The organism is Pectobacterium quasiaquaticum (assembly GCF_014946775.2).
Taxonomy (GTDB): domain Bacteria; phylum Pseudomonadota; class Gammaproteobacteria; order Enterobacterales; family Enterobacteriaceae; genus Pectobacterium; species Pectobacterium aquaticum.
In genome coordinates this window covers 185,294-211,378 of the sequence record NZ_CP065177.1, presented here as the reverse complement: position 1 = coordinate 211,378, position 26,085 = coordinate 185,294, and the positions used below count along the sequence as shown (strand labels likewise).

Here is a 26,085-nt window from a genome sequence, read left to right as displayed (position 1 = left end):
GTAACTGTTTATTCGTAATGAATTTACTGTTGTTCACTCTTCAAGACTTTTTTATATCGTTAAGATACGGTCTTGTGAGTGCCCACACAGATTGTCTGATTATATTGTTAAAGAGCAGTGCCACATCTTCCGTGGCGCGGGCCGCATATATTATGCTTTTCCGCTGTGAAGTCAAGTCATTACTGACCGCCTTCGTTGAATTTTTTCTGTCACACCAACTTCGTAAGTCGCTGTTGCCGTGTCAGTGGAGGCGCATTATAGGGACTTCTCGGCCACTGACAAGCGCTAAATGCAAAAAAATTACCGAGTGAGGTTTTTTTCAGCAAAGCGAATTAAAAGACGCCATTATGCCGGGTTTTTCGCCGCGAATTGAGCGAAATCCTGAGCGAAACGGGAAACCTGCTGCCAGTCTGTATATTCAATCTCTTTAGTACTATCTGTTTCCCCCCCAGTTATACGCATAATGAGTTGAATCATTACCCGATCGAACCAGCGGTAGCGTGGGTAGCGTAGGGCGCCAGCGAACACGCAGCACAAATCTGGCTGCCAGGGAGAATTCAGCAGGAACTTACGCGTATAGGCATTGGTCTGTACCGTGCGTTTTTCTGGCTTACGTGCAGTGAGGTTCACGGAGAAGAATGCGCTGGGTAGCTGCTGTAGAGAAGTCAGATGCTTATGGATAAATTTATTTACCGCAGGATGAAAGCGCCCGTATCGAATCGATGCCCCAATCAGGACCTGATCGTATTGGCCCAGATCGATATCATTCGCATTGAGTACGTTAACCACATCGCACTCCAGGGTTCCTTTCAGCGTATTTGCAATATAGGAGGCAATCGCTCTTGTTTGCCCGTCCCGACTCGAAAACACGATCAAAGCTTTCATTGTTCTTTATCCTTATGGGACTATTCCTGCCAGAAGGTTGGCGTAAACAGCACTAAAAGCGTGAAGACTTCCAAACGACCAAACAGCATCGTCAGTATCAGAATCCATTTCGCCGTATCATTCATCGAGGTAAAATTCTCAGCGACAACGCCCAGCCCAGGCCCTAGGTTATTCAATGTGGCCGCGACCGCCGCAAATGCGGAGAAATCATCAACACCTGTCGCAATGACAGCCAACATGCTGACAATAAAAACCAGCGCATATGCGGAAAAGAATCCCCACACAGCTTCCAGGATACGCTCTGGCAACGCCCGATGACCCAGTTTAATCGTATAAACCGCATTCGGGTGCACTAAACGCTTAAGCTCACGCGATCCTTGTAGAAAAAGCAGCAGGATACGAATCACTTTCAAGCCGCCCCCGGTTGAACCTGCACACCCGCCAATAAATGCCGAGCACAGAAGCAAAACCGGCAGAAAAAGCGGCCACGATGCAATGCTATCCGTGGTAAACCCTGCCGTTGTCGCCATAGAGACAACCTGAAAGAACGCCTGATTGATCGTCTGCATTCCGCTGTCATAAACGTGGTGGAACCACAGGACAATCGTACACACGGCCACCAGCGACAGTTGAACAAAGATGAACATGCGGAATTCTGGGTCACGCCAGTATACCTTCAGGCTGCGGCCGCTCAGCAGGGCAAAGTGCAATCCAAAGTTACAGCCGGAAATCAGCAGAAATATCGCGATGATGGTGTTGATTGTTGGGTTGTTGAAGTAGCCGATACTGGCGTCGTGGGTAGAGAACCCGCCGACGGACACCGTAGAGAAGCTGTGGCCAATCGCATCGAATACCGGCATGCCAGCCAGCCAAAGCGCGACAGCACAGGCAATCGTCAGTAAGAGATAAATCAGCCACAGCGTTTTTGCCGTATCGGCAATACGCGGGCGCATTTTGTTTTCCTTCAACGGCCCCGGCATCTCCGCACGATAAAGCTGCATCCCACCAACACCGAGAATCGGCAGGATGGCAACGGCAAGTACGATGATCCCCATCCCACCAAACCATTGCAGCATTTGTCGATAAAACAGGATGGCTTTAGGCAATGAATCCAGCCCGACCAGCGTAGTGGCACCCGTTGTCGTCAGGCCAGAGAACGATTCGAAAAAAGCATCCGTTACGCCCAGATTAGGGTGTTCCGCAAACAGGAAAGGCAGCGCACCGACGCTTCCTAGCACCGTCCAGAAGAGAACAACGATCAGGAACCCTTCGCGAGATTTCAGTTCATGCTTCTGTTTGCGGTTTGGTAACCACAGCGTGATGCCAATCGCCAGCGCGACAATAAATGTCTGCGTAAACGCTCGGCCTGCGCCATCGCGGTAAATTAACGCTACCAGTCCGGGAATAACCATTGTCCCGGAAAACAGGATAACCAACTGGCCGACAATACGAGTTATGGCGCGCAAGTGCATCGCAGGGAATTCCTTAATGATTCATAAAAAGCGCTGGGATTATTATGGAATCGGCAATAAATGCAACGCGCCGCGGCTTAAATCACGTAATTTCATTGCCGCCTCCTCGGTTCCCCTAACGGGGATAGAGAACCGCAATACGACTTCCACGCCATACTCACTATGCAGAATTTTTCCGCCAAGCTGGAAGATCAGGGATTCCACCTGGGGCAACAGTGCATAGTCACATTGTAAGCCATACTCTTGTTGCAATACTTTCTCTTGCAGCGATAGCAGCTTCAGCGCTTGCTGAACACCACCGCCATAAGCCTTTACTAACCCCCCCGTGCCCAGCGGGATTCCGCCATAGTAGCGTACGACCACAGCCGTAATCTCACCGATACTGCTTCCCATCAGTTGCGACAGCATCGGCTTACCCGCCGTGCCGGAAGGCTCACCATCGTCAGAAAAACCAAGCTGCTGGGAATCGTCAGGCGCACCCGCAACAAATGCCCAGCAGTGGTGACCCGCCGAAGCATGCTCTTCCCTGACATGCTGGATAAACGCTTTCGCCGCGTCGATTCCCGGTGTTGCCGCCAGGATCGTCGTAAAGCGGCTTTTCTTGATTTCCTCGCTGAAGCTCACTGGCGCAGCAGGAATAGGATACGCTTGCATCAGGCCAGATTCAGGTCGCGCGTCATGTTCTCCACACGCCCTTCATGAATGACAATATTATCCTCGATACGGATACCGCCAAACGGTTTCAGCGCATCGATTTTTTGCCAGTCAAAGTGCTGACGCAATTCTCCCTCACGCCACGGAGCAAGCAAGGATTCGATGAAATAGATGCCCGGTTCGATCGTCATGACCATGCTGGGTTCAAGCACGCGAGTACAACGCAGATAAGGATGCTGCGACGGCGCCGCCAGATGTGTGCCGCGATCGTCTTGCATAAATCCGGCGACATCATGCACCTGCAAACCCAGCGGGTGGCCAAGACCGTGCGGCAGGAAAGGCGATGTCAGCCCCTGCTCCACCATGGCCTCTTCGCTGATATCCCGCACCAGCTGATGTGATTTCAGCAGCTTCGCAATCCGCTGATGCATCTGAAGATGGTAATCGGTATAGCGCACTCCCGCCTGAACGGTATCAATCAATGACAGCATTTCCTGATTGAGATCTTTAATCAGCGAGGCAAACGCACCATCACTCTGCGCAGAATAGGTACGTGTCAGATCGGCGGCATAGCCGTTATATTCGGCACCCGCATCAATCAGAAAACTGCGGACATCGGAAGGCACCTGATGATCGAGTTGGGTATAGTGCAACACTGCGGCATGTTCATTTAGCGCGATGATATTACCGTAAGGGACATCGATATCACGATGACCAGTGGCAGTCAGATACGCCAGGTTAATATCGAATTCGCTCATCCCGGACAGGAACGCTTCATGCGCCGCTCGGTGACCGATAACGGCGGTCTTCTGCGCTTCACGCATGCAGGCCAGTTCGTAATCCGTTTTATAAGCCCGATGGTAGTGCAGATAATCCAGCACGCCCTGAGGGTTAATATTGTCTGCACGAATCCCCAAATCCTGCGCACGCTGCGGGGCATAGCCGATGTAGGCAACACGCTCGCGCTGCGATGGAAGCAGTTGCCCAATATCATCAGCATTCCGTAGCACGGTAATCTCAATTTCATCAGTCCAAAAACTCTCGGGAACCGGTGCAACGTTATGCCAGTAATCCACCGGCGAGTAGAACCACAGTTTTGGCGGGTTAACGCCGTCAACCCATAGCCAGCAGTTCGGCACCTGCGTGACGGGCACCCAGGCTTTAAATTGCGGGTTAACTTTAAAAGGATAGTCGTGATCGTCCAGAAAAACGGTCAACAGCTCACCAGAGTGAATCAGTAATGCGTCAAGCTGATGGCGCGCTAAAACCGCCTGAGCACGCGCTTGCAGCGTAGCCAGATGGTGATGATATAAAGAAGCCAGCTTTTCCATGAGTATCCTTGTACGTCACGACATGATCCCTCCATTTTAACACAGGCATTCCCCAAGGGCAGCGTCCGGTGCTTTGTGATCGATTCGGCAAAAAATTAATCTCTCGTTTGCAAAACGTTAACATTAAAACCACAATTCGATTATCTGGTCATACCAGATCACTCACACAAACAGCGGAGATAAACATGCTTTATCAAGGTGAATCCCTCTACCTTAACTGGCTTGAGGACGGCATTGCCGAGCTGGTATTTTCTGCCCCTGGCTCCGTAAACAAGCTAGATACCCGCACGGTTGCCAGCCTGGGTAAAGCGCTGGACGTTCTGGCGGAACAGCCGAATCTGAAGGGCTTACTACTACGTTCCGATAAACCAGCATTTATTGTCGGTGCCGATATCACAGAATTCCTTTCTCTTTTTGCCGCACCGGCCGAAAAGCTGCATGAATGGCTTGTCTTCGCCAACAACATTTTCAGCCGCCTTGAGGATTTGCCCGTTCCTACGCTGTCCGCGATTAATAGCTATGCGTTGGGCGGCGGGTGTGAATGTGTGCTGGCGACCGATTTTCGGTTGGCAACGACGGATGCGCGAATCGGGTTGCCCGAAACCAAGCTGGGGATCATGCCGGGCTTTGGCGGCACGGTCAGGCTACCACGCCTGCTGGGTACAGACAGCGCGCTGGAGATTATCGCCGCAGGTAAAGACATCGGCGCAGCCGATGCTTTAAAAGTGGGGCTGGTGCAAGCCGTTGTCGCCAATGACAAGCTGGTTCCCGCCGCCATCAAGATGTTGAAACAGGCGATTAATGGCTCACTGGACTGGCAGGCTTACCGACGTCCGAAACTTGAACCGCTGAAGCTCAATAAGATTGAAGCCATGATGAGCTTTACCACCGCCAAAGCGATGGTGCTACAAACTGCGGGCAAGCACTATCCCGCACCGATGCTAGCGGTAAAAACCATCGAAGCTGCTGCGACCATGACACGCGATGACGCATTGCAGCTTGAGACGCAGCACTTCGTTCAACTGGCGCGTTCCAATGAAGCCCGCGCACTCGTCAGCATTTTCCTCAACGATCAATATGTTAAAGGCAAAGCAAAGAAGCTGATTGGCGAGACATCTATACCGCAGCAGGCAGCAGTGCTAGGGGCAGGTATTATGGGCGGCGGCATCGCCTATCAATCTGCGTTCAAAGGCGTGCCGATTCGGATGAAAGATATCAACGAGAAGCCGCTCGCGTTGGGGATGAATGAAGCCGCTAAGCTCCTGAATAAACAAATGGAGCGCGGCAAGCTGGACGGAATGAAAATGGCGACGATTCTGGCCAGTATTCAGCCAACGCTGGATTACGCTGGGTTCGAGCGCACCGACATCGTCGTTGAGGCCGTAGTTGAGAACCCGAAAATCAAAGCCAGCGTGTTGGCAGAAACCGAATCGCACGTGAGTGAGAATACGATTCTGGCTTCGAATACCTCAACGATCCCAATTGCTTCACTGGCTGCGTCGCTAAAACGACCGCAAAACTTCTGTGGTATGCACTTCTTCAACCCGGTACACCGCATGCCACTGGTCGAAATTATTCGCGGCCCTCAAACCAGCGATAGCACCATCGCCAGCGTGGTGGCTTACGCCAGCAAGATGGGCAAAACGCCCATTGTCGTGAACGACTGCCCTGGATTCTTCGTGAATCGGGTGCTGTTCCCCTATTTTGCTGCATTCAGCCTATTGCTCAGAGACGGTGCCGATTTCCGCGATATTGATAACGTCATGGAGAAAAAATTCGGTTGGCCGATGGGACCGGCCTATCTGCTGGATGTTGTCGGTATTGATACCGCTCACCATGCTCAGGCCGTGATGGCTGAGGGCTTCCCACAGCGCATGGCGAAAGACTATCGCGATGCGATTGATGTGCTGTTTGAACACCAGCGTTTCGGGCAAAAGAATGGTCACGGATTCTACCGTTATCAAACCGATAGCAAGGGGAAGCTGCGTAAAGAACAGGATGAAGCTGTAGATGCGATCCTTCAGGACATCAGCCAACCGAAAAAAACGTTCAGCGCAGAAGAGATTATCGCGCGCATGATGATCCCAATGATTAATGAAGTCGCTCGTTGTCTGGAAGAAGGTATCGTCGCCAGCCCCGCCGAAGCAGACATGGCGCTGGTATATGGGTTAGGTTTCCCTCCCTTCCACGGCGGAGCCTGCCGCTATCTGGATACATTAGGTAGCGAACGTTATGTCGAGATGGCGCAACAGCTGGCACACCTCGGCGCCATCTATCAGGTGCCAGACGGCTTGCAGCAAAAAGCCAGAAGCAATGAAGGCTATTACCCATCGGTCGCGCCACACGCGGACGTTTCTTACGGTCAACCGGCATGAGGACAGGAAATATGGAAAAGGTAGTAATTGTTGATGCCGTACGTACGCCGATGGGGCGCTCCAAAGGCGGCGCTTTCCGCCAGGTAAGAGCCGAAGACCTGTCTGCACACCTGATGCGTAGCTTGCTGAGCCGTAACGCGGCGCTGGACGCCCGTGAGATCGACGATATCTATTGGGGATGCGTGCAACAGACGCTGGAACAAGGCTTCAACGTCGCCCGCAATGCCGCTTTGCTGGCAGAAATTCCGATGAATGTCCCTGCGACCACGGTTAATCGGCTGTGCGGCTCCTCCATGCAAGCGCTCCACGATGCCGCCCGCGCCATTATGGTGGGAGACGCGAATGTCTGCTTAATCGGTGGCGTTGAGCATATGGGCCATGTGCCGATGAATCATGGCGTCGATTTTCATCCGGGGCTGAGCCGCACCATAGCTAAAGCCGCAGGTATGATGGGGCTCACGGCTGAGATGCTGGGGCGTATGCACAATATTAGCCGTGAGATGCAGGATCAGTTCGCCGCACGTTCGCACCAGCGCGCCCACAGCGCCACCCAGTCAGGAGCGTTTCGTCATGAAATTATCCCCACGGCGGGCCATGATGCAGACGGCGTGCTGCAACGCTTCGATTATGATGAGGTCATTCGCCCAGACACCACCGTCGATAGCCTTGCGGCACTCAAACCCGCGTTCGATCCGGTTAACGGTACAGTGACAGCCGCATCATCCTCGGCGCTATCCGATGGTGCCGCAGCCATGTTGATCATGAGCGAATCCCGTGCGGCATCGTTAGGTTTACCCGTACGGGCTCGCATTCGGGCGATGGCCGTGGTTGGCTGCGATCCTTCGATTATGGGTTACGGCCCGGTCCCCGCGACCAAACTGGCACTGAAGCGAGCAGGATTAAGCCTCACCGATATCAGTCTCTTTGAGTTCAACGAGGCCTTCGCCGCTCAGACGCTACCCTGCATTAAAGATTTGGGGTTGCTGGAGCAGCTCGATGAAAAGGTCAATCTCAATGGCGGTGCGATTGCGCTGGGTCACCCGCTCGGCTGCTCAGGCGCGCGCATCTCTACCACATTGATTAATCTGATGGAAAGCCGCGACGCTCAGTTTGGCGTGGCGACGATGTGCATCGGGCTGGGACAAGGCATTGCGACGGTATTTGAGCGCGTCTAAACACAGGAAAGTTCTGTCAGAGCACGACTAGAAACCAAAAATCCCACAGCAGTGGGATTTCAGGCTGTTGACAAAGTCCTGCCCTCACGGCAGGAACGTTGAGCTCATGAGGTCAGTGCAAAAAACGGACTGACCACCATGCTCCGAGAACCAGCCACGCAGCAATACCCGTTTGAAAATGGTTACCCTTGAAGAACTCGTGCCCGAAGGCCATCTCGTGCGCAAAGAAGAAGATGGCGCTGCTGGCGCTTCTTTGTCGGTTATTACAGGCACTGGCACGTCAGAGCGTCACGCACCCATCCGACCCGATAAAAGCGTTTGCAGGCTAAACAGGGGGAAATATCGCGGCCTGCGGTCGCTACAAAAACAGAACCCCACAAAAAACGTGGGGCTCGTCAACAGTCTGAATGGGGCTAACGCCCCATTTAATTAATCATCGCTTTCAGTGTATTCTTCCACTGCATCCATCTGCGGCTTACCACCAGACAACGTATGGAAGCGTTTAGGGCGACGGACACGTTCCAGATATTTGGACCAGATTTTTTCCAGTTCCGTTTCCGCTTTACGTTCGCCGCGGCACATCGCAACAAACGATGTCTCTTCCTCAGTCACTGGTTCACGTTTACCCAAATCCAGCTCGTTAAACGCGTAACCGTGGCGCTCCAACAATTGTGCTTCTTTAATTGTAAAGTCGCCATGTCGAGAAAAACCACGCGGGTAGAACTTGTTATCAAAAAAACGATGAGTGGTAGAGAAGCTTTCTGCCATCTTACACGCTCCTAATTCTTCTATGGTCGTGTTGTTTATGGCGCGGAGTATTAGATAGGCTTGACATTGTGTAAAACAAAACATTTAAATCATTACGACAAAATTTTTTTGGAGATGGGCGTGGATACCGAATTACTAAAAACCTTTCTGGAAGTCAGCAGGACAAGACACTTTGGCCGTGCCGCCGAATCCCTGTATCTCACGCAGTCAGCGGTGAGTTTTCGGATTCGCCAGTTAGAGACGCAGCTTGGTGCCAACCTGTTCACCCGCCATCGGAACAACATACGCCTGACGCCCGCCGGCGAACGGCTTCTGCCCTATGCGGAAAGCCTCATCGGTACCTGGCAGATCGCAAAAAAAGAAGTCGCACGCTCGCAGCAACACAGCCTGCTTTCGGTGGGGGCAACCGCATCGCTCTGGGAGGCATATCTGACGCCCTGGCTACAATCGCTGTACCAACAGCGCCCGCTGCTCCAGCTAGAAGCGCGCATTGCCTTACGTCACTCGCTGGTAAAACAACTCCATGAGCGTCAGTTGGATCTGTTGATTACGACCGAACAGCCAAAAATGGAAGAATTGGCGAGCCAGCTACTGGGCAACTTCTCCCTTTCGCTGTTTGCAGCAGAAGCGCACCCACCCGGACAGGAACTGCCTTATATAAAATTGGAGTGGGGCGCAGACTTTCATCAGCAGGAACATCGCCTATTAGCCAGCGATCAACTTCCCGTTTTGACAACAACATCGGCCCAACTGACCCGTCAATTGCTTGAAACAACCGGCGGCTGCGCGTTTTTACCCAGCCATTGGTTACAAACCTACTCCAACCTGCGGATAGTCGGCGACAGTCAACCCGTCGTGCGCCCGTTTTATGCGGTTTGGTTACAAAACAGCGATCAGCAGACGATGATTCGTCAGTTGCTGAAAACGCCTATTGTGATTAATCCATGAGCTCAAGGTACCATCAACCGTGATATACGTTTGAATCAGACCTTGAATCAGTACGCCAAACAGGGTGCCCATCACCCGCGCTATTGCGAACGCAAAGAAAGGATCAATTCCATACGTACCGATCAATTTGGCCAATAACACACCAGTAAATACAATGACTGGCTCTACGGAGAGATCGATCCCGCCAGACAGGATGACAAACGTCATCCCAACAGCCACGATCCCCAGAAAGGCATTATCCGTCAGTAAATCAAAGAAAACTCGCGTCGAAGCAAAGCCGAGAAACTGGCTGAGACAGAATAAATAGCCAGCAATAAAGACTAGAATCGTTATCAACAGGGGAAAGTGGCGCTTCAACATTATGTTTTCCTCCTGAACAGGTGATGCAGCGAAATACGCGGAGATTGCATAACCAAAACCAGCAGAACGACGAGTGCCTTCAGAACCAGTTTGAATTCCGGCCGATAGCCAGACAGCAGTACAGAAGGGAGTGGATGACCTGCGGCGGTCAGTGTTGCGGCCGTCGCTCCAGCAATCGCCATAACTGTGCCCACAGACTTCGTCGCTACCACCAGTGGCAACCACCAACGTCATACCTAATGCCAGCAGCGCAACGGGTGCACCGAGGTTAAGGATGTCGATCAGGCGAATAATTTCAGCATGCGCACCGACATCGATCCCTCGCGTTGGCTCATCCAAAATCAAGAAGCGCGGTTCTATTGCCAGCCAGCGCGATAGCAGGACCTTTTGCTGATTCTTACCCGATAGATACTGAATTTCCTGCTCTGGACTCGGCGTACGAATCCCTAATAGGCTGATAAATTTTTCAGCGATATGGGTTTGCTCACGTAAGGAAATGGGCTTCAGCCAGCCACGTTGCGCCTGAAGCGCCAAAATGATGTTATCTCGTACCGTTGCCGCACCGACAATGCCGTCAGTTTTGCGATCCTCAGGGCAATATTTCCTGCTGCACGCGGCGTGCGAATGCTGACTTGTTTGCCATCAACTCTGGCTTCACCGGCAACACCTTACGCTTCTTGATGGCGTGCCTGATCACGCTGTTCAGTGATTCGATAGCGTTGGTTGTGTAGATGACTTTGCGAATGTCTGCCAGGTAAGCGAAGAACGTCACCAGATTGACCCAGTTTTCCTGCCAGCTACCGCTTATCTGAGGATACTGGTTGTCCCATGCTCCGGCGAATGCTTCCAGCGCCTGCAAACCAGTCTCTTCCGTGGGGGCCTGATAGATGGCTTTCAGATCGTGCGTTACGGCTTTTTAGTCCTTCCAAGAGACAAAATGCAGGCTGTTACGTACCATGTGGACGATGCACAGTTGGATCCGGGCCTCCGGATACACCGCGTTAATGGGGTCAGGGAAGCCTTTCAGGCCGTCAACGCAGGCGATAAGAATATCGTTCAGGCCGCGATTCTTCAGCTCTGTCGGCACATTCAGCCAGAACTTCGCGCCTTCATTTTCGGCCAGCCATATCCCCGGCAACGCTTTCTGGCCTTCAATATTAATGCCCAATGCCAGAAACACCGACTTGTTGATGACGCGGCCGTCCTGCCGAACCTTCAGAACAATACAGTCAATATAAACAATGGGATAGATTGCATCCAGTGGGCGGTTTTGCCATTCGACAACCTGCTCCATGACGGCATCGGTGACCTTTGAGACCAGCGCTGGCGAGACATCGGCGTCATACAGCCTTTGAATGCGGCGGCGATCTCGCATGTGGTCATCCCTTTGGCGTACAGCGACAGGATCTGGTTATCCATGCCAGTAATTCGGGTCTGGTTTTTCTTCAGCAATTGAGGCTCAAAGGTAGCTTCGCGATCGCGAGGAGTACGCAGTTCAAGCGGGCCATCAGTCGTCGCTACGGTCTTTGTCGAGTAGCCGTTGCGGGTATTGGAGCCAGATTGAGGCTGATTTTTGGTTCATCGCGCTTTCCATCAACTAATGTTTCCATCGGCGTGCGTCCACAGCACATTTTTCCCTGATGCGTTCTGGCATTATTATAATACTCCAACCATTCATCAAGATCAGATTGCAAAGTATCAAGGTCCCCGTAAAGCTTTTTACGGAATGTCACCTGATAAAATTCCTGCAATATCGTCTTATGGAACCGTTCACAGATACCATTAGTTTGCGGTGACATTGCCTTCGTTTTCGTATGCTCAATGTCATTTATCGCCAGATAAAGCTGGTAATCATGCTGATCCACTTTGCCGCAGTATTCGGTGCCTCTGTCTGTCAGTATCCTCAGCATCGGCAGCCCATGAAACTCATAAAACGGCAGTACACGGTCATTCAGTAAATCAGCCGCTGTAATCGGCGTTTTAGTCACGTAGAGCTTGCAGTGAGCCACTTTCGAGTACGTATCAACGAACGTCTGCTGATAGATACGCCCGACGCCTTTCAGATTGCCCACATAGAACGTGTCCTGTGACCCGAGATAACCCAGATGAGCAGTGTCAATCTCACCACAGGCCTCATCATGAGCTTTCCGTTCCAGCGCCGCGATTTCGATCGCGCTTCTCGCGCTGATTATTTCTTACTTTAGTTTTTAACTCGTCTGATCGGTTTGCGCCAGTTTACGCATTGATTCACCTCTGAGCTCAACGCGGTGCCCGTTATGCAGAAGCCGGTCCATCAGCGCATCGGCAACCGTCGGGTTACCCACCAGTTTGTACCATTCGCTCACCGGGAGCTGGCTGATGATGATAGTGCTTCCCCGCTGGTATCTGTCTTCCATCTCCTCCAGCAGGTCTGAGGACTGCCGAGGATTCAGTTTTTCAAGACCCCAGTCGTCAAGGATCAGCAGCACCGGTCAGCAACTGAACGAGTAACTGTCGGTCCAGCCCCCGTTCCGGCCGGTAGTCAAGCTGCGAAGGCTGCGCATCCAGCCTCAGTTTCGACTGTCTTCGCAGGCGATTGACCTTCGAGACCTCACGCTGTAGCAGTTCGTGCTCCAGCAGAAGCCCCAGACGCTCCTCGAAGCTCAGCGAGGTAGGTCATCGGCTGTGACCATTGCAGCTCCAGCGCGTTACTCATGTGCCCTAGACGCAGGGCGCGTATCTGTTCCAGCAGGTTGTTGTGCATGATTGTTTCCTCAGTGGTAGTACCCAGCACCGCGTACATTGCTGTGCCCTACAGGGGATTCATCCGGCGCTTCATCTTTCAGCCGGTCCCGGTTGTTGGTCAGCAGATTCAGGATCACCTGCCGCCAGGGTCGCTCCAGTAACAGCGCCTGCTGGCAGGCATTCTCCAGTCAGGCATCGCTATATTCCCGGCTAAGATTGAGCAGTCCCAGGCAGGTCCGGTAAGCCTGTTCCGGATGTGCCCGGTGGTGCATATGCCAGGCCACCACGGCACGGGTGGCACTGCCGATGCTTTCTCCCCAGGACAGCAGCCTGTCCGGGCTCCAGCGTTGCTGCCGGTGCGACTCCGGCATATGTTCTGCCTGCGTGGTGAAGCCACGCTGTTGCTGCGCCCGTGGATGCTGGGCAACCAGCGTTCCCCGGTGATAGAGACGAACAAGCCTGGCACCTGCCTCGATATCGATATGGCTGCCAACCAGTGCGTGGAGGACCGAGTACGCATGTTTGCCGTACAGCACGTGGTAGTCTGGGCCGACCTTTGCCCGACGGATATCAACGTATTCGTACCGGTATGGCGGGAGTGCCTTCAGCGCGGGTTTATCCAGTTGTTCATACAGGCTTTTCCGGCAACCCGGTAACCGACGGAACGACCGCTCATTCAGCGCCTGCAGTCGCTCACTGATGGCCAGATTCAGCGCAGCCAGCGTATGACACGTCATGCCGTAACCGCATCAGGATCCAGCGCTCCACGACCAGGACGGCGTTTTCAACCTTGGGTTTGTCTTTGGGTTTACGCGGTCTGGCCGGGATTATTGCCGTGTTGTAGTGGCGGGCCAGCTTACGGTAGTTCTCGTTCAGTACCGGCTCATAGCGGTCTGCGCGGCTGACCGCCGCTTTCAGGTTGTCCGGAACCAGAAGCTGAGGCACACCACCGAAGAACTCGAATGCTCTGACGTGCGCTATCAGCCAGCTTTCCTGGCGCTGGTTTTCACAGGCTTCGACGTAGGTGTAGTTTGAGGCACCCAGCGTGGCGACGAAGATATGCGCCTGTCTCACTTCACCCGTATCCGGGTTGATGACAGGGATTGTTGGCCCGCAGAAGTCGAGGAACAGCTTCTCTCCGGCATCCTGTTGATATTCCTGCCAGAGCAGGATTTTGGTCATCCCTTTACGCTTCAACTCCTGATAGCACATCGGGAAGTCCGGCATCCGCTTATGGCTGTCGCTGGCTCGCTCGGTATAGAGCAGCGCTTCGAGCTGTAATTCCGTCATATCTTCTGGCAGGGGCCAAGCCAACTGGCTTCCCCTGAAGCGGGTGACCACATCAGATACAGTGCTGCACCCGATATTCAGACAGGCCGAGATGCTCCTGTTGGGCAGGTGACAGTCAAATTTAAGGCGCAGCAGTTCTTTAATTTTACTCATCCGCGTTCTCAGTCTTGCCATGGCGACACGTCTCCGGAAGATGGGTTATCAGGAGAAAGTGTTGTCCATTGTTTTAAAAGTGAAAAGCGCGGGATTCCGACGACAGGATCACGGATTCCGACAGATGGCCAGATTTGGCCGGAACAAATCGGAATCCGCGGTCGAATTAAATCGGAAAGTGCGATCGGATTACATCGGAATCAATGATCGGTTTGGGTCGGAATATGCTGTTGTTGCGTAATCCGGAAAATCTGCCGGTAGGACATGAGGCGAAACTGGCAGAGTTACTGGAAGCCAACCAGCCGCTAAATACGGTGTATGTGATGAAAACGGCGCTGAAAGAGCAGTGGTATGCCCGAGATGAACAGGAGACAAGGCAACGGTGGAATGAGTGGTACAGGCAATCAGAGGAAAGTGGGATAAAGTTCGCCGACGGGCTGAAAGGGTACGTGATTGGGATTATAGCCAGCGCGACGCATCATCTGAACACCAGTGTACTGGAGGGGATGAATAATAAAATAAAGGTAATCAAACGCATGGCTTATGGATACCGGGATAACGATTACTTTTTTATGAAGATAAAGTCCGCGTTCCCCAGTAAAGCGCGATGAACCCAAAAAAAACCCTTCACGATAACGTGAAGGGTTTTATTTGGCAGGGGCGGAGAGACTCGAACTCGCGACACCCGGTTTTGGAGACCGGTGCTCTACCAACTGAGCTACGCCCCTAAATTACGCTTAATATTATGCCTGCTAAAACAAGCAGGCATAATTTTTAATAAGTGGCGGAACGGACGGGGCTCGAACCCGCGACCCCCTGCGTGACAGGCAGGTATTCTAACCAACTGAACTACCGCTCCACCGAGTTTTTCTACAATTACCAGATTGCTCCGGCTTACTGCTTAATTTGATGCCTGGCAGTTCCCTACTCTCACATGGGGAAGCCCCACACTACCATCGGCGCTACGGCGTTTCACTTCTGAGTTCGGCATGGGGTCAGGTGGGACCACCGCGCTATCGCCGCCAGGCAAATTCTGTTTCATTCCAGCCGTTACTTTACATGACTTTCTCTTTGTCATCTCCGTAACCACCAGAACCAATCTCTGAACAAGCTGAATATCGTTCTCTATGAGTCTTTAAAACACCTTCGGTGTTGTAAGGTTAAGCCTCTCGGGTCATTAGTACTGGTTAGCTCAACGTATCGCTACGCTTACACACCCAGCCTATCTACGTCGTCGTCTTCAACGGCCCTTCAGGGGCATCTAGTGCCCAGGGAAGACTCATCTCGAGGCAAGTTTCCCGCTTAGATGCTTTCAGCGGTTATCTCTTCCGCACTTAGCTACCGGGCAATGCAATTGGCATCACAACCCGAACACCAGTGGTGCGTTCACTCCGGTCCTCTCGTACTAGGAGCAACCCCTCTCAATCTTCCAACGCCCACGGCAGATAGGGACCGAACTGTCTCACGACGTTCTAAACCCAGCTCGCGTACCACTTTAAATGGCGAACAGCCATACCCTTGGGACCTACTTCAGCCCCAGGATGTGATGAGCCGACATCGAGGTGCCAAACACCGCCGTCGATATGAACTCTTGGGCGGTATCAGCCTGTTATCCCCGGAGTACCTTTTATCCGTTGAGCGATGGCCCTTCCATTCAGAACCACCGGATCACTAAGACCTGCTTTCGCACCTGCTCGAGCTGTCACTCTCGCAGTCAAGCTAGCTTATGCCTTTGCACTAACCTCCTGATGTCCGACCAGGATTAGCTAACCTTCGTGCTCCTCCGTTACGCTTTGGGAGGAGACCGCCCCAGTCAAACTACCCACCAGACACTGTCCGCAACCCGGATTACGGGCCCACGTTAGAACATCAAACATTAAAGGGTGGTATTTCAAGGTCGGCTCCACGCAGACTGGCGTCCACGCTTCAAAGCCTCCCACCTATCCTACACATCAAGGCTCAAGGTTCAGTGTCAAGCTATAGTAAAGGTTCACGGGGTCTTTCCGTCTTGCCGCGGGTACACTGCATCTTCACAGCGAGTTCAATTTCACTGAGTCTCGGGTGGAGACAGCCTGGCCATCATTACGCCATTCGTGCAGGTCGGAACTTACCCGACAAGGAATTTCGCTACCTTAGGACCGTTATAGTTACGGCCGCCGTTTACCGGGGCTTCGATCAAGAGCTTCGCCTTGCGGCTGACCCCATCAATTAACCTTCCGGCACCGGGCAGGCGTCACACCGTATACGTCCACTTTCGTGTTTGCACAGTGCTGTGTTTTTATTAAACAGTTGCAGCCAGCTGGTATCTTCGACTGATTTCAGCTCCGTGAGCACGTCACTTCACTTACCATCAGCGTGCCTTCTCCCGAAGTTACGGCACCATTTTGCCTAGTTCCTTCACCCGAGTTCTCTCAAGCGCCTGAGTATTCTCTACCTGACCACCTGTGTCGGTTTGGGGTACGATTTGATGTTACCTGGAGCTTAGAGGCTTTTCCTGGAAGCGTAGCATCGGTTACTTCATCACCGTAGTGACTCGTCATCACGCCTCAGTGTTAATGACGACCCGGATTTACCAAGGTCATCCACCTTCACGCTTAAACCGGGACAACCGTCGCCCGGATAACCTAGCTTTCTCCGTCCCCCCTTCGCAGTAACACCGAGTACAGGAATATTAACCTGTTTCCCATCGACTACGCTTTTCAGCCTCGCCTTAGGGGTCGACTCACCCTGCCCCGATTAACGTTGGACAGGAACCCTTGGTCTTCCGGCGTGCGGGTTTTTCACCCGCATTATCGTTACTTATGTCAGCATTCGCACTTCTGATACCTCCAGCAGCCCTCACAGGCCACCTTCGACGGCTTACAGAACGCTCCCCTACCCAACAACACCTAAGTGTCGCTGCCGCAGCTTCGGTGCATGGTTTAGCCCCGTTACATCTTCCGCGCAGGCCGACTCGACCAGTGAGCTATTACGCTTTCTTTAAATGATGGCTGCTTCTAAGCCAACATCCTGGCTGTCTATGCCTTCCCACATCGTTTCCCACTTAACCATGACTTTGGGACCTTAGCTGGCGGTCTGGGTTGTTTCCCTCTTCACGACGAACGTTAGCACCCGCCGTGTGTCTCCCGTGATAACATTCTTCGGTATTCGGAGTTTGCATCGGGTTGGTAAGTCGGGATGACCCCCTAGCCGAAACAGTGCTCTACCCCCGAAGATGAGTTCACGAGGCGCTACCTAAATAGCTTTCGGGGAGAACCAGCTATCTCCCGGTTTGATTGGCCTTTCACCCCCAGCCACAAGTCATCCGCTAATTTTTCAACATTAGTCGGTTCGGTCCTCCAGTTAGTGTTACCCAACCTTCAACCTGCCCATGGCTAGATCACCGGGTTTCGGGTCTATACCCTGCAACTTAACGCCCAGTTAAGACTCGGTTTCCCTGCGGCTCCCCTATTCGGTTAACCTTGCTACAGAATATAAGTCGCTGACCCATTATACAAAAGGTACGCAGTCACCTAACGAGTAGGCTCCCACTGCTTGTACGTACACGGTTTCAGGTTCTATTTCACTCCCCTCGCCGGGGTTCTTTTCGCCTTTCCCTCACGGTACTGGTTCACTATCGGTCAGTCAGGAGTATTTAGCCTTGGAGGATGGTCCCCCCATATTCAGACAGGATGTCACGTGTCCCGCCCTACTCATCGAACTCACACCTTGTGCATTTTTGTGTACGGGACTATCACCCTTTACTGTGCGACTTTCCAGACGCTTCCACTAACACACAAACTGATTCAGGTTCTGGGCTCCTCCCCGTTCGCTCGCCGCTACTGGGGGAATCTCGGTTGATTTCTTTTCCTCGGGGTACTGAGATGTTTCAGTTCCCCCGGTTCGCCTCATTATGCTATGTATTCACATAATGATAGTGTGTCGAAACACACTGGGTTTCCCCATTCGGGTATCGTCGGGTATAACGCTTCATATCAGCTTACCGACGCTTATCGCAGATTAGCACGCCCTTCATCGCCTCTGACTGCCTAGGCATCCACCGTGTACGCTTAGTCGCTTAACCTCACAACCCGAAGATGTCTTTGATAAATCAAAGTCACTGTCGCGCTGCGATTATTTGAGAGACTCATTGACAGACTGACTCACCACGACACACCCGAAGGCTGTCATGCATGTTCAGCTGTCATGTTTCAATTTTCAGCTTGTTCCAGATTGTTAAAGAGCAATATCGTAAACATGACTCCGAAGAATCATCTTTAAGATATTCATGATAATGTCTTTCACTCATTATCGGATTGGCGTCCCCAAGGGGATTCGAACCCCTGTTACAGCCGTGAAAGGGCAGTGTCCTAGGCCTCTAGACGATGGGGACACGAAAAATCCGCACCAGGTCATAAACCTGGTACGCTCGCGTCAGCATGAGTTTACACTCATCGCATCAACAGGTGCGCTTGCTCAGTATTTTCATCAGACAATCTGTGTGAGCACTTCACTTAACGCACATCTTCTTGGTAAGGAGGTGATCCAACCGCAGGTTCCCCTACGGTTACCTTGTTACGACTTCACCCCAGTCATGAATCACAAAGTGGTAAGCGCCCTCCCGAAGGTTAAGCTACCTACTTCTTTTGCAACCCACTCCCATGGTGTGACGGGCGGTGTGTACAAGGCCCGGGAACGTATTCACCGTAGCATTCTGATCTACGATTACTAGCGATTCCGACTTCATGGAGTCGAGTTGCAGACTCCAATCCGGACTACGACGTACTTTATGAGGTCCGCTTGCTCTCGCGAGGTCGCTTCTCTTTGTATACGCCATTGTAGCACGTGTGTAGCCCTACTCGTAAGGGCCATGATGACTTGACGTCATCCCCACCTTCCTCCGGTTTATCACCGGCAGTCTCCTTTGAGTTCCCGACCGAATCGCTGGCAACAAAGGATAAGGGTTGCGCTCGTTGCGGGACTTAACCCAACATTTCACAACACGAGCTGACGACAGCCATGCAGCACCTGTCTCAGAGTTCCCGAAGGCACCAAAGCATCTCTGCTAAGTTCTCTGGATGTCAAGAGTAGGTAAGGTTCTTCGCGTTGCATCGAATTAAACCACATGCTCCACCGCTTGTGCGGGCCCCCGTCAATTCATTTGAGTTTTAACCTTGCGGCCGTACTCCCCAGGCGGTCGATTTAACGCGTTAGCTCCGGAAGCCACGCCTCAAGGGCACAACCTCCAAATCGACATCGTTTACAGCGTGGACTACCAGGGTATCTAATCCTGTTTGCTCCCCACGCTTTCGCACCTGAGCGTCAGTCTTTGTCCAGGGGGCCGCCTTCGCCACCGGTATTCCTCCAGATCTCTACGCATTTCACCGCTACACCTGGAATTCTACCCCCCTCTACAAGACTCTAGCCTGTCAGTTTTGAATGCAGTTCCCAGGTTAAGCCCGGGGATTTCACATCCAACTTAACAGACCGCCTGCGTGCGCTTTACGCCCAGTCATTCCGATTAACGCTTGCACCCTCCGTATTACCGCGGCTGCTGGCACGGAGTTAGCCGGTGCTTCTTCTGCGGGTAACGTCAATCGATAAGGTTATTAACCTCATCGCCTTCCTCCCCGCTGAAAGTGCTTTACAACCCGAAGGCCTTCTTCACACACGCGGCATGGCTGCATCAGGCTTGCGCCCATTGTGCAATATTCCCCACTGCTGCCTCCCGTAGGAGTCTGGACCGTGTCTCAGTTCCAGTGTGGCTGGTCATCCTCTCAGACCAGCTAGGGATCGTCGCCTAGGTGAGCCATTACCTCACCTACTAGCTAATCCCATCTGGGCACATCCGATGGCGAGAGGCCCTAAGGTCCCCCTCTTTGGTCCGAAGACGTTATGCGGTATTAGCTACCGTTTCCAGTAGTTATCCCCCTCCATCAGGCAGTTTCCCAGACATTACTCACCCGTCCGCCGCTCGTCACCCAGAGAGCAAGCTCTCCTGTGCTACCGCTCGACTTGCATGTGTTAGGCCTGCCGCCAGCGTTCAATCTGAGCCATGATCAAACTCTTCAATTTAAGATTTGTTTGATTTGCTGAACTCGTCAGCGATGCTCAAAGAATTAGTAACTGTTTATTCGTAATGAATTTACTGTTGTTCACTCTTCAAGACTTTTTTATATCGTTAAGATACGGTCTTGTGAGTGCCCACACAGATTGTCTGATTATATTGTTAAAGAGCAGTGCCACATCTTCCGTGGCGCGGGCCGCATATATTATGCTTTTCCGCTGTGAAGTCAAGTCATTACTGACCGCCTTCGTTGAATTTTTTCTGTCACACCAACTTCGTAAGTCGCTGTTGCCGTGTCAGTGGAGGCGCATTATAGGGACTTCTCGGCCACTGACAAGCGCTAAATGCAAAAAAATTATCGTTTGTCTACTATTTGCCCATAAGGCTATCAAAGTGGCAGTTTTTCCAGCGAATCGAAGCCATAACGCTGCAATATTGGCCACAGCGTAGCGACTTTAGGTGTAATCGCCAGGCAATAAACCAGATTCTTATCTGTCGAAAGTGCAGGATTATCCAGATTAGCAATCAACCATGCTGTTCTTCTGGCAATAGCGGCACCGGAATCGACAAGACGTGTACCATCTGGCAACGCTGCTTTCAGCTCTTCTGCTAGCAACGGAAAATGTGTACACCCGAGCACAACCGTATCTGGCGGTTCAGGTAAGCGCAGCCAAGGGCGCAGAATTTTTTGCAATTCGGAAATGGAGATCATCTCCCCCTGCAATTTCGCTTCTGCTAACTCGACCAGTTCTGACGATCCCAATGACAAAATCTGGCAATCCGTCGCAAAACGGGCAATCAGTTCGTGCGTATACGAACGTTGAACCGTTGCGCGCGTTGCCAATAGGCCGACAACGCCGTTGCGCGTCAGCTTAGCCGCAGGCTTCACCGCAGGGACAACACCCACGACAGGGAAAGTAAAGCGCTCACGTAACGCAGGAAGGGAAATCGTACTCGCCGTATTGCAGGCGATTACAACCAATGCGAGCTGATGGCGTAGTTGAACTGCGTTAACAATCTCAACCACGCGCTCGATAATAAACTGCTGTGATTTCTCACCATAGGGAAACGCTTCGTTATCAAATGCGTATATATAGTGAAGATCCGGCAAGAGCTGCCGGATTTCATCATAAACAGACAGCCCGCCTACGCCAGAATCGAAGACCAGAACCGTAGGACGGGATGGCAGGTTAGAAGGTATAACTTCCTGTGAGATAGTATTCTCGCCCTGCCGTGCGGTAGCCATATGCCGTCTCATAATCTTTATCAAACAGGTTGGCGATTCTACCACGAACTGTCAGATGAGAGGTGATCGGATATGAGGCGGAAACATCAACCGTACTGTAGCTAGGTAGGCGGCGGGTATTTTCTGCATTATCAAACCGCTTACCTACATACTGGTAACTCAGATTAAAATCGACGTCATACAGGTTCCAATCAACTTGGTACTTTGCTTGCTGCTTCGCACGACGGGCCAAAACCTTATCGTTTTCATCGTTACGGGCATCAAGATAGTCCAAAGTGATTTGATGATTCAGTACACCAGTCTCAAATGATCCCGTCCACTCCAGCCCCTTCATTGTTGCTGCATCAACGTTATAATAAGTCCCAGTATTTGTTGCAAAAGCATGCTCATACGCGATCAGATTATCGATCTTATTAATATAACCCAACAAACGCCAACTTAATGGTCCGGTTAAACCTTCCAATCCGGCTTCCCATTGTTTCGACTCTTCAGGCTTTAGGTTTTCATTTGATTCAATATCGAAACGCTTCTGACCATACAACTGTCCCAAAGTGGGCGCCTGAAAGCCTGCCGCATAGGAGAGGGTTACTCGGTAATCGGGGAAAAATTCCCAGCCTGATGCAAGCTGCCAAGTACCATGTCTACCAAATTTCTCATTGTCATCACCGCGTACAGATCCTTCCAGAATAACAGCACCATATTGCTGTTGCGCGGTTAAATAGGCCCCTGAGTTATCCTGCTTATAGCGGTTACTCTCGCGGTTTAGTGTATTAAAACTAACACCTTCTGAAGTTAACTTCTGCTGGCGCCAGTCAATACCCGCACTGACCATACCATGGCTGAGCGCCAAGGTATTCCCCCACAGCACGTCATATTGGTCAATATCATCTTGAGAGTTATAAGCACCATAGCGCCCTTGAGTACTGAGATATTGGATTGAAGTATATTTCTGATAGCTGGCAATCAACTGAGAAGCATAATTTTCCTGGGAGAATCGCAACCCGCCACTATAGGTATGGTTGTAGCTCTGCTGTTCATTTTGAATAGGAAAACCAAAGTCTTGGGAAAGCGCATCATAGTCACCGTTGCTGCCATAACCGTAGCCACGGAAGAACCCAGAAATTGAATCGTTAAACTGATGTTCAACACCTGCCCAGAATGTTTTATTGCGCCAGCCATCTTTATCTGAGTCTAACGCCTGATTAGATGAATCCGGGTAAACATTGAATCCCCGAGTATCCTGATAAGCTCCAGCTAAAGAGACTCGCGTGCTATCACCAACCGACTGATGCAAACTTCCACTATATTCCTGATAGCGGTTCGAACCAGCCCCTGCATTAAGTACTGTTTTATTTTCTGTTGTTTGCGTAATGATATTAGCCACGCCACCAATAGCGTCGGCACCGTATACCGCCGAACGTGGACCACGCATAAACTCAATGCGCTGTACTAAAGCAATAGGGATAAGGTTGAAATCTGGATCGCCTGTAATACCGTATTTAGCAATAGGGACACCATCAATGAGTACCAACGTATGACGTGCTTCCGAGCCCCGAATATACATTGATGCGCTTTGTCCCAACCCACCAGTCTGAGCAATATTCACCCCTGGCAATCGACGCATAACTTCCAAAACATTCTTCGCTTGCCACCGATTGATGTCATCACGAGTGACCACATCAATGGGTGCCAGCACCGAAGAAACCGGCTGTGCGAAACGATTTGCTGTGACTACCATATCATCGGCATTTTTTTCCGATGACGAATTTGGAGATGAAGGGTTTTCCTGTGCCCAGCCAGAAAATGCCGTGACAGAAAGCGCCGTCAGCAGCGAAATTTTTTTAATCATTGTTAAAGCATCCGAGAAATAATAAGGATGCCGCAGGCTCTGTTAATAGCACGCGATATGCAGAACCAATTGCGACGTATTCCGGCAGGTCTTCGGGCTTGGATGCCGTTGTCCCACAAATCGTCAACGACGGTAGGTGATACAACGAAAGCGATGACTTCCCATCCTCAAAAGTTGAAGACAGTGTCTGCATAATAATGCTATCGCCGAGGCATTCCTTACCGCTGCGCGTCAGCTCCAGATTTACACTGGATTCCCTTTTAACTTGTGGAACAAGGCCGGACGCTCATCCTACAATCGCGAATTGTGGAAGTCTAGACTTCTATATCACTACAGTATAATCACGTAACAAAACTGGACTTCCTGGCCGGATTCCCTACAATTCCCGGCCAATAACACCCTTTTAGACGCTGTTGACGAGAAAACCATGACGCCAGAAATCCTGCCCATCGAACAATACGACGACCAGCTTGCAGAGAAAACCGAGCGTCTGCGTGGGATGATGGCACCGTTCAATGCACCAGAGCCTGCCGTCTTCCGTTCTCCCGTCAGTCACTATCGGATGCGCGCCGAATTCCGTATCTGGCACGATGGCGACGAGCTTTATCACATCATGTTTGACCAGCAAACCAAACAGCGCATTCGGGTCGATCGCTTTCCGGCTGCCAGTGAACTGATCAACCGCTTGATGCCGGAACTGCTTGCTGCCATTCAGCCCGATTCCATCCTGCGCCGCAAACTGTTCCAGATAGACTACCTGTCCACCCTGAGCGGGGAAGTAATCGTTTCGCTGCTGTATCACCGCGCACTGGATGAGGAATGGCAGGAACATGCCCGCGCGCTGCGCGACAGCCTGACAGCGCAGGGGTTCCGCCTACAGTTGATTGGTCGCGCGACAAAAACCAAAATCTGCCTCGATCGCGATTATGTCGATGAATGCCTGCCGGTTGCAGGTCGGGATATGATTTACCGACAGGTAGAAAACAGCTTCACGCAGCCGAATGCCGCGATAAATATTCAGATGCTGGAATGGGCGCTGGATGCGACAGCGGGATCAACAGGAGATTTACTGGAGCTGTATTGCGGTAACGGCAATTTTTCACTCGCGCTGGCAAGAAATTTCGAACGCGTACTGGCGACGGAGATCGCCAAACCCTCCGTCGCGGCTGCACAGTATAATATCGCGGCGAACCAGATAGAGAACGTGCAGATTATCCGCATGGCGGCAGAAGAATTTACGCAGGCTATGCAGGGCGTACGCCAGTTTAACCGCTTACAGGGTATCGATCTGACGAGCTACCAGTGCGAGACCATTTTTGTTGACCCGCCGCGCAGCGGACTGGATGACGAAACGGTGAAACTGGTGCAGGCGTATCCGCGCATTCTTTATATTTCCTGCAACCCAGAAACGCTGAGCAACAACCTGCAAACTCTAGCGGAAACCCACGACATTCGCCGTCTGGCGCTGTTCGATCAATTCCCTTACACCCACCACATGGAGTGTGGCGTGCTGTTGGAAAAGCGTCAGTAACAGCACACAACCTGGCGGGTCACCCCGCCAGAATACACTCGCTACAGCGTCTCGCTCTCGTCTGCGGATACGGAATCCGACTCTTTTCTGCGGCGCAGCTTCAGGCCAATCCAGAAAACCAACACTACGCACAGGATTGACGGAATAAAGTTCGATCCTATGGCGGGATATTCAACGCGCACAATGGCGCTGTAAATCAACAATCCCAGCAGAAAACTGGCCGCTGCCAGCATCGGAATACCTTCCGGCATACTGTGGTGCAAATAACGTTGATGCAGACAATAAATGGATAATATCAGCGCAAGCAGGGGAAAAATCGAGAATGGAACAATGCTGCTAAACAGGGCGGAAAATGCGCCGTTTACGGATAGGCCCGCAATCAACGCCAGCACCAGCGTACCTTTTTCTTGATGAGGTTTGTGTGTCATGGTTTATCCCTTCTCATGTTGGTATAGAGGATTTATGGCACGGTAAAGCTACTATCGTGTTCTTTTCTGTACCAGTAATAAGCACCTTTGGCGATCATCCGCAGTTGCAGTACTAGCCGCTCTTCTAGCTGTTTACGCTGTTCCAAGGAAACATCCAGGGCTTCCGCCCCCGCGCTGAAAACAATGGTCACCATCGCTTCCGACTGCGCTTCCGCGAAACTGCGGGGAATATGGTTTTCCACCTCAAGATAATCCGCCAATTCAGCGATAAAATGCTGAATTTCCCGCGCGACCGCCGCACGGAATGCCGCCGACGTCCCTGAGCGCTCACGCAGCAAGAGCCGGAACGCATTAGGATTATTGCCGATAAATTCCATGAAGGTGGCAACCGACGTCCTGATCACGCTACCGGTTTTGGCGATACGCTGCCGGGCCTGTCGCATTAACTGGCGCAACATCAACCCGCTTTCGTCAACCATTGTCAGCCCCAGCTCATCCACGTCACGAAAATGACGATAGAAAGACGTCGGTGCGATACCCGCTTCACGAGCGACTTCACGCAGGCTCAGGCTGGCAAAGCTACGCTCAGCGCTTAACTGGCTAAATGCAGCTTCAATAAGGGAACGACGAGTCCGTTCTTTCTGTTGTGCTCTGACACCCATTATGCTGCCCAAATGATCTACTCCCTTTTCCAGAGGGGCACTATAGCAAACTTTATTGTCCGCAGAATGAGACAAAGTTTGCCATATTAAGAATGTGAGAATCTGTTTCCATAGTAAAGGCAGGGATGATTGGGTTCTTCCGCAGTCGATGTTACAATGCACAATGTTACAGCCACGTTATTATTTTG

Annotated in this window: 14 protein-coding genes, 3 tRNA genes, 3 rRNA genes, 7 pseudogenes and 1 riboswitch; of the genes and pseudogenes, 5 read left to right on the top strand and 22 right to left on the bottom strand. The window is 51.8% G+C overall.

The features are described from left to right. Nucleotides 1–345 precede the first annotated feature (345 nt). Genes hemG through pepQ form a run of 4 tightly spaced genes read right to left on the bottom strand, consistent with a single transcriptional unit; the run spans nt 346 to nt 4,342 of the window. Nucleotides 346–885 (bottom strand): menaquinone-dependent protoporphyrinogen IX dehydrogenase, encoded by a 540-nt coding sequence (gene hemG / locus IG609_RS00955; RefSeq protein WP_193397481.1) that lies wholly within the window; start codon nt 883–885, stop codon nt 346–348. Nucleotides 886–905: 20 nt separating this feature from the next. Next, the gene (gene trkH / locus IG609_RS00950) at nt 906–2,357 is read right to left on the bottom strand and encodes a Trk system potassium transporter TrkH (protein WP_193397480.1); all 1,452 of its coding nucleotides are present in this window, start codon (nt 2,355–2,357) and stop codon (nt 906–908) included. A 42-nt stretch (nt 2,358–2,399) separates the two neighbouring features. Continuing rightward, the gene (locus tag IG609_RS00945; protein WP_193397479.1) at nt 2,400–3,011 is read right to left on the bottom strand and encodes an IMPACT family protein; all 612 of its coding nucleotides are present in this window, start codon (nt 3,009–3,011) and stop codon (nt 2,400–2,402) included. Then, nucleotides 3,011–4,342: a Xaa-Pro dipeptidase gene (gene pepQ, locus IG609_RS00940; protein WP_193397478.1), complete on the bottom strand. Its 1,332-nt coding sequence runs from the start codon at nt 4,340–4,342 to the stop codon at nt 3,011–3,013. Before pepQ ends, IG609_RS00945 begins: the two co-directional genes overlap by 1 nt. A 185-nt stretch (nt 4,343–4,527) precedes the next feature. On the opposite strand from pepQ, the gene fadB reads away from it, so the two are divergent. Both fadB and fadA read left to right on the top strand, forming a co-directional pair. Then, complete coding sequence (gene fadB, locus IG609_RS00935; RefSeq protein ID WP_193397477.1) at nt 4,528–6,717, top strand: fatty acid oxidation complex subunit alpha FadB; 2,190 nt, start codon at nt 4,528–4,530, stop codon at nt 6,715–6,717. A gap of 11 nt (nt 6,718–6,728) precedes the next feature. After that, nucleotides 6,729–7,892 (top strand): acetyl-CoA C-acyltransferase FadA, encoded by a 1,164-nt coding sequence (gene fadA, locus IG609_RS00930; RefSeq protein WP_193397476.1) that lies wholly within the window; start codon nt 6,729–6,731, stop codon nt 7,890–7,892. 429 nt (nt 7,893–8,321) lie between these two features. Here the strand turns inward: fadA and IG609_RS00925 are convergent, their stop codons facing one another. Then, complete coding sequence (locus IG609_RS00925) at nt 8,322–8,660, bottom strand: MaoP family protein (RefSeq protein ID WP_014701822.1); 339 nt, start codon at nt 8,658–8,660, stop codon at nt 8,322–8,324. Nucleotides 8,661–8,780: 120 nt separating this feature from the next. Here IG609_RS00925 and hdfR point away from each other — a divergent pair, with 120 nt between their 5' ends. Next, complete coding sequence (gene hdfR / locus IG609_RS00920; protein ID WP_010294681.1) at nt 8,781–9,608, top strand: HTH-type transcriptional regulator HdfR; 828 nt, start codon at nt 8,781–8,783, stop codon at nt 9,606–9,608. 27 nt (nt 9,609–9,635) lie between these two features. Here the strand turns inward: hdfR and IG609_RS00915 are convergent. The 7 pseudogenes from IG609_RS00915 to istA all read right to left on the bottom strand — a co-directional run. Beyond that, nucleotides 9,636–9,968 (bottom strand): annotated as a pseudogene (locus IG609_RS00915) (ABC transporter permease family protein); the annotation flags it as partial. 116 nt (nt 9,969–10,084) lie between these two features. Next, nucleotides 10,085–10,253, bottom strand: a pseudogene (locus IG609_RS00910) (ABC transporter permease subunit); the annotation flags it as partial. A 99-nt stretch (nt 10,254–10,352) separates the two neighbouring features. Beyond that, nucleotides 10,353–10,502, bottom strand: a pseudogene (locus IG609_RS20550) (sugar ABC transporter ATP-binding protein); the annotation flags it as partial. 124 nt (nt 10,503–10,626) lie between these two features. Further along, nucleotides 10,627–11,543: pseudogene (locus IG609_RS00900) on the bottom strand (IS256 family transposase); the annotation flags it as partial. Continuing rightward, nucleotides 11,486–12,136 (bottom strand): annotated as a pseudogene (locus tag IG609_RS00895) (integrase core domain-containing protein); the annotation flags it as partial. The pseudogenes IG609_RS00895 and IG609_RS00900, both read right to left, overlap by 58 nt. A 39-nt stretch (nt 12,137–12,175) precedes the next feature. Next, nucleotides 12,176–12,711 (bottom strand): annotated as a pseudogene (locus tag IG609_RS00890) (ATP-binding protein). Nucleotides 12,712–12,721: 10 nt separating this feature from the next. Further along, nucleotides 12,722–14,156 (bottom strand): annotated as a pseudogene (gene istA / locus IG609_RS00885) (IS21 family transposase). A gap of 203 nt (nt 14,157–14,359) precedes the next feature. Between istA and IG609_RS00880 the strand changes: the two are divergent. Continuing rightward, the gene (locus IG609_RS00880) at nt 14,360–14,746 is read left to right on the top strand and encodes a transposase (RefSeq protein WP_240349052.1); all 387 of its coding nucleotides are present in this window, start codon (nt 14,360–14,362) and stop codon (nt 14,744–14,746) included. A gap of 41 nt (nt 14,747–14,787) precedes the next feature. Here the strand turns inward: IG609_RS00880 and IG609_RS00875 are convergent. From IG609_RS00875 to btuB, 8 genes are all read right to left on the bottom strand, one after another. Beyond that, nucleotides 14,788–14,863, bottom strand: a tRNA-Trp gene (locus IG609_RS00875). A gap of 54 nt (nt 14,864–14,917) precedes the next feature. Next, a tRNA-Asp gene (locus IG609_RS00870) sits at nt 14,918–14,994 on the bottom strand. A gap of 52 nt (nt 14,995–15,046) precedes the next feature. Next, nucleotides 15,047–15,162, bottom strand: a 5S ribosomal RNA gene (rrf, locus tag IG609_RS00865). 129 nt (nt 15,163–15,291) lie between these two features. Continuing rightward, nucleotides 15,292–18,198 (bottom strand): 23S ribosomal RNA (locus IG609_RS00860). Between the two features lie 233 nt (nt 18,199–18,431). Then, nucleotides 18,432–18,507: transfer RNA gene (locus IG609_RS00855), tRNA-Glu, on the bottom strand. Between the two features lie 140 nt (nt 18,508–18,647). Next, nucleotides 18,648–20,189: ribosomal RNA gene (locus IG609_RS00850) — 16S ribosomal RNA — on the bottom strand. The 16S, 23S and 5S rRNA genes sit together here with 3 tRNA genes alongside, the layout of an rRNA operon. A 380-nt stretch (nt 20,190–20,569) precedes the next feature. Further along, the gene (murI, locus tag IG609_RS00845) at nt 20,570–21,427 is read right to left on the bottom strand and encodes a glutamate racemase (protein WP_193397740.1); all 858 of its coding nucleotides are present in this window, start codon (nt 21,425–21,427) and stop codon (nt 20,570–20,572) included. Then, complete coding sequence (gene btuB / locus IG609_RS00840) at nt 21,372–23,276, bottom strand: TonB-dependent vitamin B12 receptor BtuB (protein ID WP_193397741.1); 1,905 nt, start codon at nt 23,274–23,276, stop codon at nt 21,372–21,374. The genes murI and btuB overlap by 56 nt, the downstream gene beginning before the upstream one ends. A 66-nt stretch (nt 23,277–23,342) precedes the next feature. Further along, a riboswitch (cobalamin riboswitch) is annotated at nt 23,343–23,572 on the bottom strand. Between the two features lie 131 nt (nt 23,573–23,703). Between btuB and trmA the strand changes: the two genes are divergently transcribed. Next, nucleotides 23,704–24,807: a tRNA (uridine(54)-C5)-methyltransferase TrmA gene (gene trmA / locus IG609_RS00835; protein WP_193400740.1), complete on the top strand. Its 1,104-nt coding sequence runs from the start codon at nt 23,704–23,706 to the stop codon at nt 24,805–24,807. Nucleotides 24,808–24,848: 41 nt separating this feature from the next. Here trmA and IG609_RS00830 read toward each other — a convergent pair whose 3' ends face one another. Together IG609_RS00830 and fabR are read right to left on the bottom strand one after the other, a co-directional pair. Further along, the gene (locus IG609_RS00830; RefSeq protein WP_193400738.1) at nt 24,849–25,235 is read right to left on the bottom strand and encodes a YijD family membrane protein; all 387 of its coding nucleotides are present in this window, start codon (nt 25,233–25,235) and stop codon (nt 24,849–24,851) included. Between the two features lie 32 nt (nt 25,236–25,267). Next, nucleotides 25,268–25,897: an HTH-type transcriptional repressor FabR gene (gene fabR, locus IG609_RS00825; RefSeq protein ID WP_014916981.1), complete on the bottom strand. Its 630-nt coding sequence runs from the start codon at nt 25,895–25,897 to the stop codon at nt 25,268–25,270. Nucleotides 25,898–26,085 lie beyond the last annotated feature (188 nt).

Bases quoted from the DNA above. Each gene is read 5' to 3' on its own strand.
- trmA (WP_193400740.1), top strand. From the start codon at position 23,704: ATGACGCCAGAAATCCTGCCCATCGAACAATACGACGACCAGCTTGCA.
- trkH (WP_193397480.1), bottom strand. From the start codon at position 2,357: ATGCACTTGCGCGCCATAACTCGTATTGTCGGCCAGTTGGTTATCCTG.
- hemG (WP_193397481.1), bottom strand. From the start codon at position 885: ATGAAAGCTTTGATCGTGTTTTCGAGTCGGGACGGGCAAACAAGAGCG.
- IG609_RS00880 (WP_240349052.1), top strand. From the start codon at position 14,360: ATGCTGTTGTTGCGTAATCCGGAAAATCTGCCGGTAGGACATGAGGCG.
- fabR (WP_014916981.1), bottom strand. From the start codon at position 25,897: ATGGGTGTCAGAGCACAACAGAAAGAACGGACTCGTCGTTCCCTTATT.
- IG609_RS00925 (WP_014701822.1), bottom strand. From the start codon at position 8,660: ATGGCAGAAAGCTTCTCTACCACTCATCGTTTTTTTGATAACAAGTTC.
- pepQ (WP_193397478.1), bottom strand. From the start codon at position 4,342: ATGGAAAAGCTGGCTTCTTTATATCATCACCATCTGGCTACGCTGCAA.
- murI (WP_193397740.1), bottom strand. From the start codon at position 21,427: ATGGCTACCGCACGGCAGGGCGAGAATACTATCTCACAGGAAGTTATA.
- fadB (WP_193397477.1), top strand. From the start codon at position 4,528: ATGCTTTATCAAGGTGAATCCCTCTACCTTAACTGGCTTGAGGACGGC.
- btuB (WP_193397741.1), bottom strand. From the start codon at position 23,276: ATGATTAAAAAAATTTCGCTGCTGACGGCGCTTTCTGTCACGGCATTT.
- IG609_RS00945 (WP_193397479.1), bottom strand. From the start codon at position 3,011: ATGCAAGCGTATCCTATTCCTGCTGCGCCAGTGAGCTTCAGCGAGGAA.
- fadA (WP_193397476.1), top strand. From the start codon at position 6,729: ATGGAAAAGGTAGTAATTGTTGATGCCGTACGTACGCCGATGGGGCGC.
- IG609_RS00830 (WP_193400738.1), bottom strand. From the start codon at position 25,235: ATGACACACAAACCTCATCAAGAAAAAGGTACGCTGGTGCTGGCGTTG.